The sequence below is a fragment of the Microcystis sp. M44BS1 genome (genome assembly GCF_020244875.1).
In the GTDB taxonomy this organism is placed as follows: Bacteria; Cyanobacteriota; Cyanobacteriia; order Cyanobacteriales; family Microcystaceae; genus Microcystis; species Microcystis panniformis.
This window is the reverse complement of record NZ_JADBVM010000104.1, coordinates 1-16,652: the sequence shown is the minus strand read 5'-3', so window position 1 is coordinate 16,652 and position 16,652 is coordinate 1. Positions and strand designations below refer to the sequence as shown.

General features: G+C 44.3%; 15 protein-coding genes. 7 read left to right on the top strand and 8 right to left on the bottom strand.

The genetic code is table 11. From position 1 onward, the window contains the following. Nucleotides 1–51: 51 nt before the first annotated feature. Nucleotides 52–660, top strand: a complete 609-nt coding sequence (locus IM515_RS07565) for a chromophore lyase CpcT/CpeT (RefSeq protein WP_287628606.1) — start codon at nt 52–54, stop codon at nt 658–660. Here IM515_RS07565 and hemB read toward each other — a convergent pair. From hemB to def, 3 genes are all read right to left on the bottom strand, one after another. Next, the gene (hemB, locus tag IM515_RS07560; RefSeq protein WP_287628605.1) at nt 657–1,637 is read right to left on the bottom strand and encodes a porphobilinogen synthase; all 981 of its coding nucleotides are present in this window, start codon (nt 1,635–1,637) and stop codon (nt 657–659) included. The two genes, IM515_RS07565 and hemB, sit on opposite strands and share 4 nt — an antisense overlap. A 116-nt stretch (nt 1,638–1,753) precedes the next feature. Beyond that, complete coding sequence (folE, locus tag IM515_RS07555; RefSeq protein WP_287628604.1) at nt 1,754–2,410, bottom strand: GTP cyclohydrolase I FolE; 657 nt, start codon at nt 2,408–2,410, stop codon at nt 1,754–1,756. 426 nt (nt 2,411–2,836) lie between these two features. Beyond that, nucleotides 2,837–3,415: a peptide deformylase gene (def, locus tag IM515_RS07550; protein ID WP_287628603.1), complete on the bottom strand. Its 579-nt coding sequence runs from the start codon at nt 3,413–3,415 to the stop codon at nt 2,837–2,839. 170 nt (nt 3,416–3,585) lie between these two features. On the opposite strand from def, the gene dnaA reads away from it, so the two are divergent. Next, the gene (dnaA, locus tag IM515_RS07545) at nt 3,586–4,920 is read left to right on the top strand and encodes a chromosomal replication initiator protein DnaA (protein ID WP_287628602.1); all 1,335 of its coding nucleotides are present in this window, start codon (nt 3,586–3,588) and stop codon (nt 4,918–4,920) included. A 177-nt stretch (nt 4,921–5,097) separates the two neighbouring features. Here dnaA and IM515_RS07540 read toward each other — a convergent pair whose 3' ends face one another. Both IM515_RS07540 and IM515_RS07535 read right to left on the bottom strand, forming a co-directional pair. Continuing rightward, nucleotides 5,098–6,048 (bottom strand): heme o synthase, encoded by a 951-nt coding sequence (locus IM515_RS07540; RefSeq protein WP_002783220.1) that lies wholly within the window; start codon nt 6,046–6,048, stop codon nt 5,098–5,100. Between the two features lie 13 nt (nt 6,049–6,061). Continuing rightward, nucleotides 6,062–6,982 carry a COX15/CtaA family protein gene (locus IM515_RS07535; protein ID WP_287628601.1) on the bottom strand — a complete coding sequence of 307 codons (921 nt, stop codon included), beginning with the start codon at nt 6,980–6,982 and terminating at the stop codon, nt 6,062–6,064. Nucleotides 6,983–7,405: 423 nt separating this feature from the next. Here IM515_RS07535 and IM515_RS07530 point away from each other — a divergent pair, with 423 nt between their 5' ends. From IM515_RS07530 to IM515_RS07520, 3 genes are all read left to right on the top strand, one after another. Further along, nucleotides 7,406–8,371: a cytochrome c oxidase subunit II gene (locus IM515_RS07530; protein ID WP_287628600.1), complete on the top strand. Its 966-nt coding sequence runs from the start codon at nt 7,406–7,408 to the stop codon at nt 8,369–8,371. Between the two features lie 29 nt (nt 8,372–8,400). Then, nucleotides 8,401–10,077: a cytochrome c oxidase subunit I gene (ctaD, locus tag IM515_RS07525; RefSeq protein WP_287628599.1), complete on the top strand. Its 1,677-nt coding sequence runs from the start codon at nt 8,401–8,403 to the stop codon at nt 10,075–10,077. A gap of 179 nt (nt 10,078–10,256) precedes the next feature. Then, nucleotides 10,257–10,880 (top strand): cytochrome c oxidase subunit 3, encoded by a 624-nt coding sequence (locus tag IM515_RS07520; RefSeq protein ID WP_002796799.1) that lies wholly within the window; start codon nt 10,257–10,259, stop codon nt 10,878–10,880. A gap of 321 nt (nt 10,881–11,201) precedes the next feature. Here IM515_RS07520 and IM515_RS07515 read toward each other — a convergent pair whose 3' ends face one another. Together IM515_RS07515 and IM515_RS07510 are read right to left on the bottom strand one after the other, a co-directional pair. Beyond that, entirely contained in the window at nt 11,202–11,564 is a 363-nt protein-coding gene (locus IM515_RS07515) for an acyl carrier protein (protein WP_002758399.1), read from the bottom strand. Then, the gene (locus tag IM515_RS07510) at nt 11,542–13,341 is read right to left on the bottom strand and encodes an acyl-CoA dehydrogenase family protein (protein WP_287628598.1); all 1,800 of its coding nucleotides are present in this window, start codon (nt 13,339–13,341) and stop codon (nt 11,542–11,544) included. The genes IM515_RS07515 and IM515_RS07510 overlap by 23 nt, the downstream gene beginning before the upstream one ends. Nucleotides 13,342–13,547: 206 nt before the next feature. Between IM515_RS07510 and IM515_RS07505 the strand changes: the two genes are divergently transcribed. Next, a complete protein-coding gene (locus IM515_RS07505) occupies nt 13,548–14,504 on the top strand; it encodes a calcium-binding protein (protein WP_287628597.1) in 957 nt (318 codons plus the stop codon). 185 nt (nt 14,505–14,689) lie between these two features. Here IM515_RS07505 and IM515_RS07500 read toward each other — a convergent pair whose 3' ends face one another. Then, a complete protein-coding gene (locus IM515_RS07500; protein ID WP_012265473.1) occupies nt 14,690–15,115 on the bottom strand; it encodes a DUF29 domain-containing protein in 426 nt (141 codons plus the stop codon). A 383-nt stretch (nt 15,116–15,498) separates the two neighbouring features. On the opposite strand from IM515_RS07500, the gene IM515_RS07495 reads away from it, so the two are divergent. Next, on the top strand, nt 15,499–16,371 hold the full coding sequence (locus tag IM515_RS07495) for an FkbM family methyltransferase (protein WP_287628596.1): 873 nt from the start codon (nt 15,499–15,501) through the stop codon (nt 16,369–16,371). Nucleotides 16,372–16,652: the final 281 nt, after the last annotated feature.

Here is a 16,652-nt window from a genome sequence, read left to right as displayed (position 1 = left end):
TGCTTATCAGTTTAAGCTAATTAGAGACTAACCGGAATTAAGCCTCTGCTCATGCTGAAAACTTCGATCGCCCTAGGATTTTTTCTCACTCAATCTTTGCCCCTTAATCCGCAAGTGCAGGGGGTGGCTAATCATTTAATTGGGGTTATGGATACGACGCAACAAGCGCAGACTAACCCCCGCGTTGCTAAGGTGCAAATGACTACCTGTGCCGTGAATTTTTCCCCCAAACAGGATAGTATTTATCTTTATCAAGAACAGGCGATCATCGAGCGCTTAAATCAACCCTATCGTCAAAGAATTTTAGTCATTCAACCTAGTGCCGATAATTCCACTGTGGAATCAAAAGCTTATAAGTTAAATAATGCCGCTAACTTTATTAATTTTTGTAACAAAGACTTGACAGAAAGAAGATTAAATGTATCAGATTTAGCTGAGTCGGTGTGTACTGTATTTTTAAAACCGATAGCGGGGGGGTATCGGGGAGAAACTCCCCCCCAGGGTTGTGCCACTAATGCCAGAGGTGCGGTGAAAATAACTAATACAATTATTCTACATTCCCAGGGCATGGATACCAGCGATCGAGGTTATGATAGCCTTGGCCGGCAGGTATGGGGAGCGCAGGATAATTTCTATCAATTTCGCTGGCAAAAACCCTAAAATCGGCTTTCTTGTTTCATTAATGCCACATCGGCAGCAAAATAGGTCAAAATCAAATCGGCCCCCGCTCGTTTCATACTGATTAAAGTTTCCAAAATCAGGCTTTTTTCGTCAATCCAGCCCTGTTTTGCCGCCGCTTTAATCATTGCGTATTCACCACTGACGTTGTAAGCGGCGACGGGAAGATGGCTACTATCGCGCAGACGACGGATAATATCGAGGTAGGCCAGAGCGGGCTTAACCATAATAATATCTGCCCCTTCTGTTATGTCTAAACTGGCTTCGCGTAACGCTTCCCGACTATTAGCCCCATCCATTTGATAGGTTTTCTTATCACCAAATTTTGGCGCTGATTCTAAGGCATCTCGGAAGGGACCATAATAAGCAGAGGCATATTTAGCCGTATAAGCGAGAATTCCCACATCCAAATAGCCAGCCGCATCTAAAGCTCGACGGATCGCCCCAATCCTACCATCCATCATATCGGAAGGAGCGACGAAATTAGCCCCGGCTGCCGCTTGCGAGAGCGACATTTTCACTAAAACTTCTAGGGTTTCATCATTGAGAATTTTACCGTCCTCCACAATACCATCATGACCATAAATCGAAAAAGGATCGAGGGCAACATCGGTAATAATAATTATTTCAGGGACTTCTTTTTTGATCGCTTTCACCGCCCTTGACACTAAACCATCGGGATTATAACTTTCTCTGCCGAAATTATCTTTTTTATCTTCGGCAATCAAGGGGAAAAGAGCGATGGCATTAATGCCTAAGTTATAAGCATTAACCACTTCTTTGAGCAATAAATCGAGGGAATAACGATAACAATCGGGCATAGAAGGAATAGCCACCTTTTGATTTTCTCCCTCCATGATAAAGAGGGGATAAATCAAGTCATTAACGGTTAATTCAGTTTCACGAACAAGACGGCGAATCGCTGGAGTATAACGAAGACGACGGGGACGAATCAGCATGATAACAGCGCGTCAAAAATAAAAAGTAAACAGTAAATAGCTGGCTTGGCTCTGGTTTTTTACCTAGGCAAAAACCGGGGATAGGACGATCAAATAATCCTGATCCCCCTGACTAATTAGTGAAAATCGGGACTATGACGAATCAAACTCATAAACTCTTGACGAGTCTTAGCAGAATCGGCAAAAATACCGCGCACGGCACTCGTAGAAGTCCAAGAACCGGGTTTTTCAACCCCGCGCATTACCATACACATATGAGTCGCTTCAATCACCACAGCTACCCCTTGAGGTTGCAGTAATCCTAGCAAAGCATCGGCAATTTGTGCGGTTAAACGTTCCTGTACTTGCAGTCGTCTGGCGTACATTTCACAGATGCGGGCAATCTTCGATAAACCGATCACTTTCCCGTTAGGAATATAGGCAACATGAGCGCGGCCAATAATTGGTAAAATATGGTGTTCACAGGAGCTAAAAATATCGATGTCTCGGATTAAAACCATCTCGTTAGCATCCTCATGAAAAACTGCCCCATTCAGCAATTCATCCAGGGATTGCTGATAACCAGAAGTGAGAAATTTTAGGGCTTTTACTACTCGTTTAGGAGTGTCTCGTAACCCTTCGCGATCGGGATCTTCTCCTAATCCTAACAGCAGTGTTCGTACCGCTTGCATCATCTCGGCTTCCGATACCGGCGATTTAGGTTCGGTAATCACTTCGGGAAAGTGATTGTAGTCATCATTGTCGAAAATTGCTTTGGACTTAGCTAAGGTCATAGATATTTTTACAGACTCCAATAGTTAATTGATCGGCAAAGTTTTCTGATTTTACCAATTGTCAATAAATACCCTTTGCTAGAGTATTTATTTTTCTGGGCATCTAGACGATAACTAATGAAAGCTATCGGTTTATTTCCTCGTCTTTGGGGTTATCTCTGGTGCGGAAACCTGGAAAAATTGATTTTCCTAGTCACCGAAAAAGTCTTGAGTATCTCCCTAGTTAATTGAGGGCAGAGTTCTACTGCATAATTAATTTATTTTGTCAAGTAGTTCATTTGTTTGTTAGGGTAGTTCTCCTAGAATGATAATCGTTATCATTTTAACAAAAAATTTAGATTTACCAACAAAAATTTTGTCGCCAGATAAAGATAGTCCCGTTAAGCTATTTAACTTATTTTGAAGATGTAGAGATATTTTGCGATTTTATCGCTTATATTCAGCAATATTACTGATTTTTTGGTATTCTTCCTCCGAGTATAAATCCGCCGGAGAAGCAAGGCGATCGAGAAAGAGGATTCCTTCGAGATGATCGTATTCGTGTTGAAAGATGCGTGCGACAAAATCCCTGAAAACTTGACGGATTTCGCGACCATTGCGATCGCAATAGTCCACCTCGATCCACTGATGACGGGGGACAAAACCGCGTAAATTGGGGACACTGAGACAACCTTCCCAACCCTTGACCATTTCCTCGCTCACCTGCAAAATACGCGGATTAATCATGGCAGTGGGTGACATGATCGGAGCGTCGGGATAACGAGGATTGGGGTGAGAAGCAACGATAAACAGACGCAGAGACCGAGCAACTTGGGGCGCGGCGATTCCCACCCCGTGGGCAGCTTGCACGGTGCTAATCAGGGAATCGATCAAATCTTGACAGTCAGCATCGAGAAGATTATCGATCGCTGCTGCTTTTTGCTGTAGAATTGGATTTCCTAATTGGGTGATTGTTAAAACTTGCGTCATCTGTCTAAAGATTAATTGTTTCGCTCTGAAAATCATTTTATCTTGAGGGGAAAAATCTCGCTAAACTGATAAGGTTTCCCCGCAGCAGCACTAGAGCAACTTTGTTAATCAAAATTAACCGTGGATAGGCGTTGGGTTTCATGCTTCAACCCAACCTACGTTCATCTTATATTTAATTACACCCACCCACTTAATCAAAATTAACCGTGGATAGCAGCACCCAACAACTTTGGCATAATCTCCTAGAGCGTCTAAAATTACTATTATCCCGTCCCGCTTTCGAGACTTGGTTTCAAACGGCGACGGTTAAAGAATGGCAAAACGATCGCTTAGTAATTCAGGCTGCCAATCCTTTTATTCTTAACCATCTTCAGAAAAATTATCTGTCAACAATTGCCGAAGTAGTGGAGGATATCGTCGGTTATCCCGTCGAGATTCAACTAACGGCACAACAGGGCGATTTGATCGCTATTTTCCAGCCTCACACTAGCTTAGAATCAGAATTATCCCCCACCAATCAACTTAACCCTAAATATAATTTTTCCCGTTTTGTTGTCGGGCCAACTAATCGCATGGCCCACGCAGCTGCTTTAGCGGTAGCGGAATTACCCGGAAGGGAATTTAACCCGCTTTTTCTCTGTGGTGGGGTGGGGTTAGGTAAAACCCATTTAATGCAAGCGATCGGTCATTATCGTCTGGAATTATATCCTCAATCTAGGGTTTTTTATGTATCGACGGAACAATTTACGAATGATTTAATCACCGCTATCCGTCAAGATAGTATGGAAAGTTTTCGTAATCATTATCGTCATGCCGACATATTATTAGTGGATGATCTGCAATTTATTGAAGGAAAAGAATACACTCAAGAAGAATTTTTTCATACCTTTAATACCCTGCACGAAGCGGGAAAACAGGTGGTTTTAGCCTCCGATCGCTTGCCCAAACAGATTCCCAGTTTACAGGATCGTTTAATTTCTCGCTTTTCTATGGGATTAGTGGCCGATATCCAAGCACCGGATATCGAAACTCGCATGGCAATTTTACAAAAAAAGGCCGAGTACGAAAATCTGCGTCTCCCAAGAGAAGTTATCGAATATATTGCCGTTAATTATACTTCTAATATTCGCGAATTAGAGGGGGCATTAATCCGAGCTACTACTTATATTTCTATCTCCGGATTGCCGATGACGGTAGAAAATATTGCGCCGGTTTTAAATCCACCAATGGCCAAAATTTCCACTTCTCCCGATATTATTATGGCGGTAGTAGCGGAAAAATTTCAACTCTCGATCGCTGATCTAAAGGGAAATTCCCGCCGACGAGAAATTAGTTTTGCTCGACAGATTGGGATGTATTTGATGCGTCAACACACGGATTTAAGCTTACCGCGCATTGGCGAAGAATTTGGCGGCAAAGATCACACCACCGTTATTTATAGCTGTGATAAAATCAACCTTTCCCAACATCAAGATCGACAATTACAAGACATCTTAGCGCAACTAATCGAGCGAATTAACTCCCTCAGTCGCAATCAGTAGTCGGGGGGAATGATGAATTATGAATTGGGAAGTGGGGAGACCACTTCGTGCGCGTTGCGGGGGGAGGTGGGAAGTATTTTCAGTGAACTGAAAACTCACATCTGATAACTGATAACTGATAACTGATAACTGATAACTGATAACTGATAACTGATAACTGATAACTGATAACTGAGATTAACTACAGGGGAATAAACTGGCAATTGTAGCGAGGAGACGAGAGGTCATGGGTAAACTATCGATCACCATAGCTGTACATAATAACATCATGTAAAGAATGGAATATTTAAACAGCGATCGAGCCATGTCTCGATCAAAAGGATTCTGTTTTAATCGCCAAGCTTTTTTCAGGAAAACAAACCCTAAAACCAAAGCCGCTACACCATAAACCACACCACAGGCAGCCAAGGGATAAATCAGGAGGAAAGTGAAAGGAACGACGATTAAAGTATAGAGCCAAATCTGCTCGCTAGTGGCTTCTTCTCCTTTAACTACGGGCATCATCGGGATATCTACTTCTGCATAATCATCCTTGATCATTAAAGCTAAAGCCCAAAAATGGGGAGGAGTCCAAAGGAAAATAATGGCGAATAAAATCCAAGGAATCCAACCGAGATCGCCCGTTACTGCCGCCCAACCGACGAGGGGAGGAATCGAGCCAGCTGCGCCACCGATAACAATATTTTGGATACTATGACGCTTGAGCAGATGGGTATAAATCAGCATATAAAATGCGATGCCGGTCATTGCTAAAAATCCGCTCAAAGTATTGACAAAAAAGACAAAAAGTGCTAGGGAAAGGGAGGCTAAAACGAGGGCAAAAATGAGGGCGTGGAGGGGTTGCACGCGACCGGAGGGGATCGGACGGGCGCGAGTACGAAGCATGGTGTGATCGATATCGCGATCATAGATGCAGTTTAAAGTTTGAGCGGCGGCGGCGGCGAGAGTGCCACCGAGGAGGGTAAGAAAGAGTAAGAGGGGGGAAACCTGGCCTTTAGAGGCGATTTCCATGGAAGCGGCTGTAGTAATCAGCAGTAGAGGAATAATTCGCGGTTTGGTGAGTTGATAATAACTTTTAGCGACTTGTAAAAAATTATCGTGGTGGCGAAGGGCTTGAGTTCCAGTCATCGTGATTAAATCCTTAGAGATGGCTTATAGGCGCGAAAGAACGATCGCGAAGGGCAAAAGTGGTAAAAGCGACGAGGGTTCCCACCAATAGCGCACCGATGCTGTGGTGGGTAATGGTTAAGGGTTCCACCTGGAGATGCAGTTTCAGGGTGGCAACGCCCAAAAATACCTGTAGGGCAACTAATCCCCCGGCGCTAAAAGCTAGTTTTTTGAGGAGAGGATGGATAGCGGCAGCTCGCCAAGCGAAGAAAACTAGGGTTAACACCGAGATAGTGGCGGGAAAAACCCCGATAATGTGGCTATTCATCACGGTGCAGAGTTGGGAAACCGTTAAACACTGATGGGCCGCCCAACGGGAACCGACGAGACCGCCGAGGAGACATTGCAGATAAACTAGACTGGTGGCGACCATTCCCATCCCGGTTAGTTTCCCGACTGTACCTGTGCCACGGTAGGGAGTCAGACCGATAGCAATGACGATTAGGGTGGCAAAAAAGAGCAAAGCTGTGGCTAAATGGGCCGTTACGATGTCAAATCGCAGTAATTGGGTCACGGTTAATCCTCCCAGGACTCCTTGCAGGAGAATTAAAGCCAAAGCAGCGATGGCAGAGGGGAACAGCCAAGGGGGAAGATGGCGACGGTACCACCAAGACAGACCGACGAGAGCGAGCGTACTAAACCCGATCAAAGAGGCATCGAGACGATGAAACCACTCCAGAAATACCTGTAGATTCATCTGCTGACTGGGAATCCATTGACCGTAACACAGCGGCCAATCGGGACAAGCTAAACCGGCGTTCATAACTCTGGTGGCAGCACCCACCACCATTAGGGCGAAAGTAGCGATCGCAATTTTCCAGACTAAGCGGCGCATCCACACCTGAATATTGCCGGTTTCTCTTAGGGGTGTCGGGTTAAAAACAGATTCGGTCATCGGTTTGCCTGTTCTCAAGGAGTCTGTCATCAAAGAGCCTGGCTTGGTTTGCCAGTTAGTTAAGTAGGTAGGCACAATTATTTGTAGGATGGGTTAGCGGTAGCGTAACCCATGCGGGCGTTGGGTTTCATGCTTCAACCCAACCTACGTTCTTTGTTTGCCAGTTAGTTATCACTGTGAATGAGTTTTTTTACGACAAGTAAAACCTTTTAGATATTCTTTAGATTTCTGGCCATTTCCGTTACATTTGTTTACATAAACTCAGAATAAAACATAAAAATTAGTTATTTTAAATACTTTCCCCGAAAACGATCCCAAAGAAAAGATAAAATTCTCAGAAGATGCTGGTTAAATTTCCCATCTATAGGGGAATCATGTTTTAGCCTTGAATAAGTAGCCACTATTAAAAATATTGAAAAGACCGTGAAAATTCCCAGCAGTATCCTGACGCTTGTACTCGGGATCACCTTAACCTTAATTAGTCTCTGGTATGGCCAAAATCATGGCTTAATGCCTGTGGCCGCTTCCGAAGATGCTCAGGAGATAGATAATATCTTTAATCTGATGATGACCATCGCCACGGGACTATTTTTAATAGTTGAAGGCGTGATTATCTATATATTGATTCGCTTTCGCCGTAAACCGGGGGATCAAACCGACGGGCCGGCAGTGGAGGGCAATGTCCCCCTAGAAATCTTCTGGACAGCCATCCCGACGGTAATCGTCTTTATCCTTGCCGTCTATAGCTTCGAGATTTATAACAATATCGGCGGTCTCGATCCCTTGATTTCCAAGGGTGACAAAGGAGAAATCGCCCACCACGGTCATCACCACGGCACGATGATGGCCCTGGGCGGCGATCGCAGAGTAGCCCTAGGTATTGGCAATTCCTACGATGGTGAAGGAGTTCCCCCCCTAGTGGTCAATGTTAAAGGTATTCAATACGCTTGGATCTTCACCTATCCCGAAACTGGCATTGTTTCCGGAGAACTGCACGCTCCCGTCAATCGTCCCGTGCAACTGAATATGGAAGCAGGGGATGTGATCCATGCTTTCTGGGTTCCCCAATTGCGTCTAAAACAGGACGTTATCCCCGGACAGGAAACGGTGTTATCGTTCACATCCAACCAAATTGGTCAATATCCGATCATTTGTGCGGAACTTTGCGGGGCCTATCACGGCGGTATGAAATCTAGCTTTGTGGTTCACTCCCAAGGGGATTACGACCAATGGGTGCAGGATAACACGATCGCTGAAGTTGACAGCGATCAAACCGTAGCGATGACCGCTAAAGATCGCTCTGATAGTCAATATTTGACCCCCTACACCGAAGAAATGGGCATCGACGCTGAAATCCTCGCCCAAGTTGCCCATCAGCAGCAAATGTAATTTTTCTTGTCATCTAAAATCTTGGCCTTATGACAGCATCAACGGAAATAACCACCCCAGCAACCGTTCCCGAGGTGATTCATCACCGCAAGTGGACCGATTACTTTACTTTCTGCACCGATCATAAAGTCATCGGGATTCAATATCTGGTGACTGCTTTTCTTTTCTTCTTTATTGGCGGTGCTTTCGCGGAAGTGCTGCGGACGGAATTAGCCACTCCTGACCCCGATTTTGTCTCCCCAGAACTATATAACCAATTCATGACCATGCACGGAACGATCATGATCTTTCTTTGGATCGTTCCAGTTGGGGCAGGTTTTGCCAATTATCTCATTCCCCTGATGATTGGGGCGGAAGATATGGCTTTTCCTCGTCTTAACGCTGTGGCTTTCTGGCTTAACCCCCCCGGCGGGCTGCTATTATTATCCAGTTTCTTTGTCGGCGCACCCCAGTCCGGTTGGACTTCCTACCCACCTTTAAGCTTAATTAGCGGCAAATGGGGGGAAGAATTGTGGATTTTGAGCCTTTTATTGATCGGGACTTCTTCGATTTTAGGCTCGATTAATTTCATCACCACGATCCTGAAAATGCGGATTCCTGAGATGGATTTGTACAGTATGCCGCTATTTTGTTGGGCAATGCTGGCCACCTCGACTCTGGTACTGCTTTCCACCCCCGTTCTCGCTTCTGCTCTTGTTCTCTTGTCCTTTGATTTAATCGCTGGCACGAGCTTTTTTAATCCTGCCGGCGGCGGCGATCCGGTCGTTTATCAGCATATGTTCTGGTTTTACTCCCATCCTGCTGTTTATATCATGATCTTGCCCTTTTTCGGCACGATATCGGAGATATTACCAGTTCACGCCCGCAAACCGATTTTTGGTTATCGAGCGATCGCCTATTCCAGTCTCACCATCTGTTTCTTGGGTTTAATCGTTTGGGCCCACCATATGTTCACCAGCGGTACCCCCGGCTGGTTACGGATGTTTTTCATGGCGGCAACTATGTTAATCGCCGTTCCCACGGGCATTAAAATCTTTAGTTGGTGTGCCACTCTTTGGGGGGGTAAACTTAGTCTCAATACGTCTTTATTATTTGGGATCGGTTTCCTGTCTTCCTTCCTCATCGGTGGTTTGACCGGGATTATGTTGGCTTCTGTTCCCTTCGATATCCACGTCCACGATACCTATTTTGTCGTCGGTCACTTCCATTATGTACTATTTGGTGGTACGGCAATGGCCCTGTTTGCTGCCGTTTACCATTGGTTCCCGAAAATGACCGGACGGATGTATAACGAGACTCTCGGTCGTATCCACTTTGTTCTCAGTTTTATCGGTTTGAATTTAACTTTCATGCCGATGCACGAATTGGGATTATTGGGTATGAACCGTCGTATTGCCCTGTATGATGTGCAGTTTCAGGATTTAAATGTTCTTAGTACCGCAGGAGCTTATATTCTCGGTATATCGAGTCTTCCCTTCGCTATTAATATGGTCTGGAGTGCCTTTAAAGGTCAACCCGCCGGTCGTAATCCTTGGCGCGCTTTAACCCTAGAATGGCAAACCTCCTCTCCCCCAATTATCGAGAATTTCGAGGAAATGCCGATTCTTTGGTCCGGCCCCTACGATTACGGTATTGATCTGGAGGAATCAGAAGCAGCGGAATCAGTACAAGATCTCCTCGCCGAAGTGGGCGCCGAATCCCAATAATTATGGGGGATTAGCCCTGGGGGTTGGGTGTTGGGTGTTAGGTGTTGGGGTAGTGAGGAATTTAGCTGAAATTTCCCTATCTCCCTATCACCCTATCTCCCTATCACCCTATCCCCCTATCACCCTATCCCCCCATCTCCCCACTCCCCGTCTCCCGTGTAAACTAAGGACATTCAATCATGCAAGGTTCAACGCTCGAAGATTCTCAACTCTCTGTCAATTATCATCACGAAACGGTGGAACACGGGCATCATGGCCACCCAGATCATCGCTTATTCGGTGTGGTTTTGTTTCTAGTGGCGGAAAGTTCCATCTTTTTAGGATTATTTGCCGCTTTCTTGTTCTACCGTACCATGTTACCCGTTTGGCCCCCCGCCGGCACGCCCGAATTAGAATTAACCCTACCGACAATTAACACAATTATTCTGGTGTCCAGTAGTTTTGTTATGCACATAGGACAAAAGGCGATTAAACAAAATAATAACGCCGGTTTACAATTGTGGTTCGGTATTACTGCCCTGATGGGCATTATCTTCCTTTGTGGTCAAGGATACGAATATTATCACGCTGAATTCGGTCTGACAACTAATGTTTTCACCAGCGCTTTTTATGCCTTAACTGGATTCCACGGTCTCCACGTTACTTTCGGTTTAGTGCTAATTCTATCGGTTCTCTGGCGTTCTCGTCAAAAAGATCACTATTCTAGTCAATCTCATTTTGGGGTGGAAGCAGCAGAATTATACTGGCATTTCGTCGATGTGGTCTGGATTATCCTGTTTTTACTGGTGTATATCTTGAGATAATTTTTGTTATTTACTAGGAGAAAAGGGCGATCAAGCGATCGCCCTTTTTTGTATATTTCAATTTATAAGTAGTCGTACAAAATAAATTTCCTAGTGGTGAGAGGGAACTCCAGAACTGCGGAACGGGCAACAGAAAAGAAATACAGCGATTGTTGCTTTACGGAGAAATGGGTAATTAATTTTGTTTAGGTACTTAGCAATTCCTATACTGGTGAGTAGAGAACAGAGCCAATTGATAACTAATATAGGTGGGTTACGGCGAATACTAGATAATTTTCCCTAGCATAAATTGTCGTCGCCTAACCCACCCTACACCTAAAATTAACGACGACCGAATAAACTCCAACCTTTGCCACCACTAACGGCCGGTTCAGCTTTTTCAGCGACGGGAGCAACTTCTGCGGGGGTTTCCTCACCGGAAAGATTAGAAAGATCGTAGTTTTCTACTAGGAAAAGAGACGCTTTTTCAATAGTAGAATGATCCCAGAAAAGGGTGGAAGGTAACTCTTGACCGACCCAATCTTCCAGATCACCCACCATCGTTACCGCATCGATCGAATCTAAACCATAACGGGTTAAAGGTTCAGTCACATTAATCGTTTTTGCATCCAAAGATAACTGATCGGCTAACTGTTTAACTAACCAATTTTGTACGAGATTATTAAGATTGGAGCTGGAGTTCATGGGTTTTTTCCTCGGTAGTTTGTGAAGGGGCTAATTGAAAAGGCACGATCGAAAAATGTTGATTTTCTCGATATAATTTCAGCAATTCTTGGGCAACATTTTCTACATACACCTCAGATAGAGTGTAAGGCAGCGGCCGGAGAGTTCGCAGTAATCGGTGTAAACTCAACACCAACCATTCCCCCCGGGCAAAAAATTCACCCAAGATGGAACGATTATAAAGCCAAGTGTGTAAACAAGCAGAAGCAGCGTGTAAAGTACAGTATTTCTTGGCAATCTCGAACAATTCGGGTGATTGGTCGTGACCATACTCGAATTTCGATTGACTAATCTGTTCATCATGAGCATTTAGTTCCTCTAAAACTAAATTACCCAACATCAATAGATTTTCTAATACCTCCGGGTCCACCTCCTGAGAATCTTTCAATCCTTCTAGCATATCAAGGGCAATCTCTAAACCCTGTAGGGAATCATCCATTCCCCGGCCAAATAATTCTAAATTATTAGGTTCAAAGGGAGGAACCGACTTTTCTAGGCTAAAAATCGCCTCTAAACGGCTTTTTAACGCCGACATGGTGCGCGAGTTGCGTTTAGCCCGATATTTGGTTAAAGGACGCAATTGTAGGATTAAAGCATGAAGATTGACGATCGAACTGCCGTCAAACATACTGATAATCGAATTATCCCGCAGTAGCTTCTGGAAGATGCCGAATTCGTGTTCTTCTCGCATATAAAAACGCGATCCCAAGACCACATAAACACTATTAACCATCTCCTCCAGACGGACGGTGACAAAATATTTTACCACCGAAGCCCAGACGCTAAACTGTTCGGGGATAATATGAAAACCTCTCGCAGCCGGAATCGTCTCGCAATCACAAATGAGGATGTCAAGGAAAGCATCCACGAGAGTGCGCCGGGGTTGGGGCAAATCCATCACAGTTTTCTGATAAATTACCCGATTAACGGCAAAACCGAGGGTAGTTCTTAAAGCGGTATCGGCTGCCCCGTGGGAAAAAGCCGCGCACAACATTCGGGTAATCTGGAAACCTTTCAGGGCTAATTCTAAACCGTCTCCCTCCTCCCGTAAACGCATGGAATCGGGGACGAAACAATCCTTAAAACCAATGCCACTCATATCCGAGGCGCGCACGCCATGGGTATATATTTTCGGCAAATTATAGTATTTTTCGGGGTCTAATTGCCGTTTATCCACCATAAATAGGGTTAAACACTTCGGCCCGCCGTTAGCATCGGTTTTCGCCAAAATAAAGGAAACTCCAGAGATAGTCGCCCGGTTAATCGGCCATTTCTCCCCATTGAGAATATAACCTCCTTCCACCTTCGTCGCGGTCAGATCACCATTGATCAGATCGCTACCGTGTTCCTTTTCCGAGTAACCCAGACACATCGCTCCATAGTCATCCATGATAAAACGGGCGAGCTTCTGTTTCTGTTCTGGGGTTCCCGCCATCCAGTTTAAAAACGACCAGAATAGGGTAGTAAAAGCGATACCGATAGTTTGATCCCGTCGGGAAAGTACCCGCACAAAAGCGACAAATTCCTCAAAAGAGGTAAATTCACCGCCGCAATCCGTGGGAATGTAGTAGTGTTGGAGTTTCCAGTCGTATAACCAGCGAATTTCCTCGTGGGGAAATTCTTCGCTCTCATCAATTTCAATCACCCGCTTGTAGGATAGAGGGTTATCGGGATTGAGAGGATCGCCTAAGTCTTTTTCCAGTGCTTCAGCAGTCCAGTATTGCTTAAGCTTTTTCATAGTGCCTCTAGGACAGATACAATGTGTTTTTCGTCAATGCCTTCGGTTAGAAGACCCGACCATGCACAAAAATTAATGACCATTCTAGACGTTTGGCTGTAGGATGGCAACAATTGCCTGTGCCGACTTTTGAAAGCCTTGTAAATCAAGACTAAAAATACAGTTGCACAGTGTGTAAATTATGTAATTTTAAGAAGGACTAAATTATGCCCCTAGTTACGGGAAATGGCTCTAATAACATCATTACTCCATCTTCGGCATCAGCCGGAGTCACTGGATGGTATGGTGGACTCTGGGGGGATGATACCATTGATGGTGGTGCGGGTGCCGACGATATGAATGGTGGTGATGGCAACGACACCTACCGCGTGGACAATGTTGACGATATCGTTAGGGAAGACTGGGACGATGTCTCGGGTGGGACGGCTGATACGGTATTGGCCACAGTCACTTATTCCATAGGACCGGGGACATTTCGTAACCAAGGACATGGGATTGAGAACCTCACCCTGATGGGAAGTGCCAATATCAACGCTACTGGCAATAGCAAAAACAACATCCTCAATGGCAACAGTGGCAACAATGTCCTCAATGGTGGTGCTGGCGACGACAAATTATTTGGCGGCGCTGGTGATGACTTGATAGACGGTGGATTTGGTTTTGATACCATTGATGGAGGTCTGGGAAATGACACGACATCCTATGCTTTCTATGGGGGACCGATCAATGCTAATTTATCAACGGGTGTAGTGAGTTTCCCTGGTGATTCTGTTCTTACAGACACATTGGTCAGCATTGAAAATCTAATTGGCACTGCTGGCAATGACACAATCATCGGGAACACTGCGAATAATTCCCTCAATGGCGGTGCTGGCAACGACAGCATCAATGGTGGCGATGGCAACGACACCCTGACTGGTGGTGCTGGTGCCGATAAGTTCCGGTTCAATTTCCTCTCCGAGAAAGTTGATACTATCCAAGACTTTTTCTGGCCACAAGGAGACAAAATTGAAGTTAGCGCATCGGGTTTTGGAGCCACTTCTCTGAGTCAGATCAGTTACAACGCAGGGACTGGATCACTTTCATTTTTAGGGACCGAGTTTGCCAAGATAGCAAACCTTCCAGTTGGTTTTGTGGTTTCTCTTGACGTAGTTCTTATTTAGTGAACCTAGAAACGCTATATATCAAAATTGAGTCATGGATGGATCCGAAACTTCCTCGCATGACTCAATTTCTTTTTCAACCAGATTTTGGAATACCAGCTATTAGTTGTTGAGCAACTGAAGTAAGGTGGGTATTGCCCACCCTATTGTTGTATGGATGTAAGTTGGATTGCAAGCTCCAGTTTTTAACCAGGGAACCAATCTTCATCAAGAATTTTCTCAATTGTCCAAGGACAGTCAACTGGTAAAGTTAATCCACTTTTGCGGCTCGCTTTTCCCAGAGCTTTTTGATAACAATAACCAAACCGTTCTAAGGCATGATTGTAGATTACCTTAGAGCGAAACAGCAAGCTCAATTCCAATCTGAAATTATCTATCTCGTCTGTCCAGTGGGGTAGGTAGTAAGGATGCTTCCAGTAGGCGTAAAGTAGCAGGTGACTGAGGAGTTGAATAAGAAAGCTTTCTGCTTTGTATTTGCGTTCATCCACCATTTCCTCTAATTCCTCGGCTAAAGTTTGCCAATCTAAAGTATTGCGATCAGGCGATCGCAGTTTTTCTGCCTGGTCTTGCAGCCAAGCTACATAGTCTTTTTCATATAGGGTTTCAGCCATTAATTTTACCTCTATACTAATCTTTTTTTATTATATAAAAATCTACATCTCAGGGTATAGTTCAAGCACCAAGAAAATGCTGGTTATTGAAATATTACATCCCATCATTCAGTCAATAGACCTCTGGTAAAAATCAAAAATTGTTGTTAGGGTTAGTGCGATGCCGAAGGCACTGCGTAGCAGTACGCCATCGCTGTAGGGTGCGTTCCCTGATGTGGCTCCTACTGCCGCACCGATAGAGACCCCACAGTGCGGTATTGGGTTTTATTGAGGGGGTGTCGGACCGATGGGGTAGGATAGTAGGACAGAGGAGGTGGCTCGACCGCAGAGAGCGGTATAATTAATATTTAGATGCCGCCATGGCTAACTTGAAGTGAGAGTATATGTTGAAAGGGACTATTTATTTGCATAAGTTCAATTATTTTCTTGGATTGGTTCGAGAGATTGGTGGCTGGGATTTCCTATACCGCTATGTAGTACGAGCATTTTATAAGATAACCAAGCTCAACCAGAAAATGGTTCTATTTAATAATGTAGAAATGACTCTGCCCTATGATAGTCGATTCGGAACGGAAATTTTCCTCAAGGGAAGCAAGTTAGATTGGGGGTCTGAAATTATCCTTCATCGATTCTTAGATATTAATAAAGACTTTATTGATGTTGGAGCTAATATTGGTTATTATAGTTTACTGGCTGCTCCTTCATCTAATCAGGTTTACGCCTTTGAACCCGATCCGAGAATGGTTGAACACTTAAAGAGAAATCTTTCCCAGTTTCAAAACTGTCATGTTCTAGAAGAAGCACTTTTTTCTGAGCCTGGCAGTATGGATCTTAATTTGAACTCAATGCCTGAACTAAATTCGCTGGTTAGGCATAGTCCCCAAGAGAACAAGGTGACAGTCAAGGTAAATACTTTAGACAAATTGATGTCTGATTATCCGTTACTGAGTGTTTCCTGTATCAAAACAGATGCTGAAGGAGCAGACTTCGATATACTAATGGGTGGCAAAAATCTTCTAATTCGAGATCAACCTTTGGTATTGTCAGAAATTTATCCAACAACCAAGCTCCTTGAATTTATTAAATCTATTGAATTTACCTGTTTTGCTTTCGTCAAACCTAAGGAGGAGGATGGAGATAATTCGAGACCAAAATTCATGAAGATTGAAACAAAACCGACAAACTCTCATATTAAAATGATTTTCTTAGTTCCTAATCGGCTCTTGTCAAGGTTTGAAGAGCTAAAAGATGTCTAACACTTCGTCGCTGCGGACGGAACAGAGCTTATTCCTAGCCATCGCTGTAGGGTGCGTTCCCTAATCTAGCTGCTACTGCCGCACCGATAGATTTTTGGGAACGCACCATGCTAATTCATTTGAGCAAGTGATTACAAGCTATAGTTAGTAAAAGTATAGTCAAATATAGACAGACTGAATTCCATTTCAGAAATTCCCTTCACTTTTACTTCGAGAGATTGATTCTCCTTGGGTGAACTACGCACCTCTCTATCCCATAGCGGTTAAACGCATTTGGGAAT

Bases quoted from the DNA above. Each gene is read 5' to 3' on its own strand.
- folE (WP_287628604.1), bottom strand. From the start codon at position 2,410: ATGACCTTAGCTAAGTCCAAAGCAATTTTCGACAATGATGACTACAAT.
- IM515_RS07505 (WP_287628597.1), top strand. From the start codon at position 13,548: ATGCCCCTAGTTACGGGAAATGGCTCTAATAACATCATTACTCCATCT.
- hemB (WP_287628605.1), bottom strand. From the start codon at position 1,637: ATGCTGATTCGTCCCCGTCGTCTTCGTTATACTCCAGCGATTCGCCGT.
- ctaD (WP_287628599.1), top strand. From the start codon at position 8,401: ATGACAGCATCAACGGAAATAACCACCCCAGCAACCGTTCCCGAGGTG.
- IM515_RS07515 (WP_002758399.1), bottom strand. From the start codon at position 11,564: ATGAACTCCAGCTCCAATCTTAATAATCTCGTACAAAATTGGTTAGTT.
- IM515_RS07520 (WP_002796799.1), top strand. From the start codon at position 10,257: ATGCAAGGTTCAACGCTCGAAGATTCTCAACTCTCTGTCAATTATCAT.
- def (WP_287628603.1), bottom strand. From the start codon at position 3,415: ATGATTTTCAGAGCGAAACAATTAATCTTTAGACAGATGACGCAAGTT.
- IM515_RS07565 (WP_287628606.1), top strand. From the start codon at position 52: ATGCTGAAAACTTCGATCGCCCTAGGATTTTTTCTCACTCAATCTTTG.
- IM515_RS07500 (WP_012265473.1), bottom strand. From the start codon at position 15,115: ATGGCTGAAACCCTATATGAAAAAGACTATGTAGCTTGGCTGCAAGAC.
- IM515_RS07540 (WP_002783220.1), bottom strand. From the start codon at position 6,048: ATGACTGGAACTCAAGCCCTTCGCCACCACGATAATTTTTTACAAGTC.
- IM515_RS07535 (WP_287628601.1), bottom strand. From the start codon at position 6,982: ATGACCGAATCTGTTTTTAACCCGACACCCCTAAGAGAAACCGGCAAT.
- IM515_RS07510 (WP_287628598.1), bottom strand. From the start codon at position 13,341: ATGAAAAAGCTTAAGCAATACTGGACTGCTGAAGCACTGGAAAAAGAC.
- IM515_RS07495 (WP_287628596.1), top strand. From the start codon at position 15,499: ATGTTGAAAGGGACTATTTATTTGCATAAGTTCAATTATTTTCTTGGA.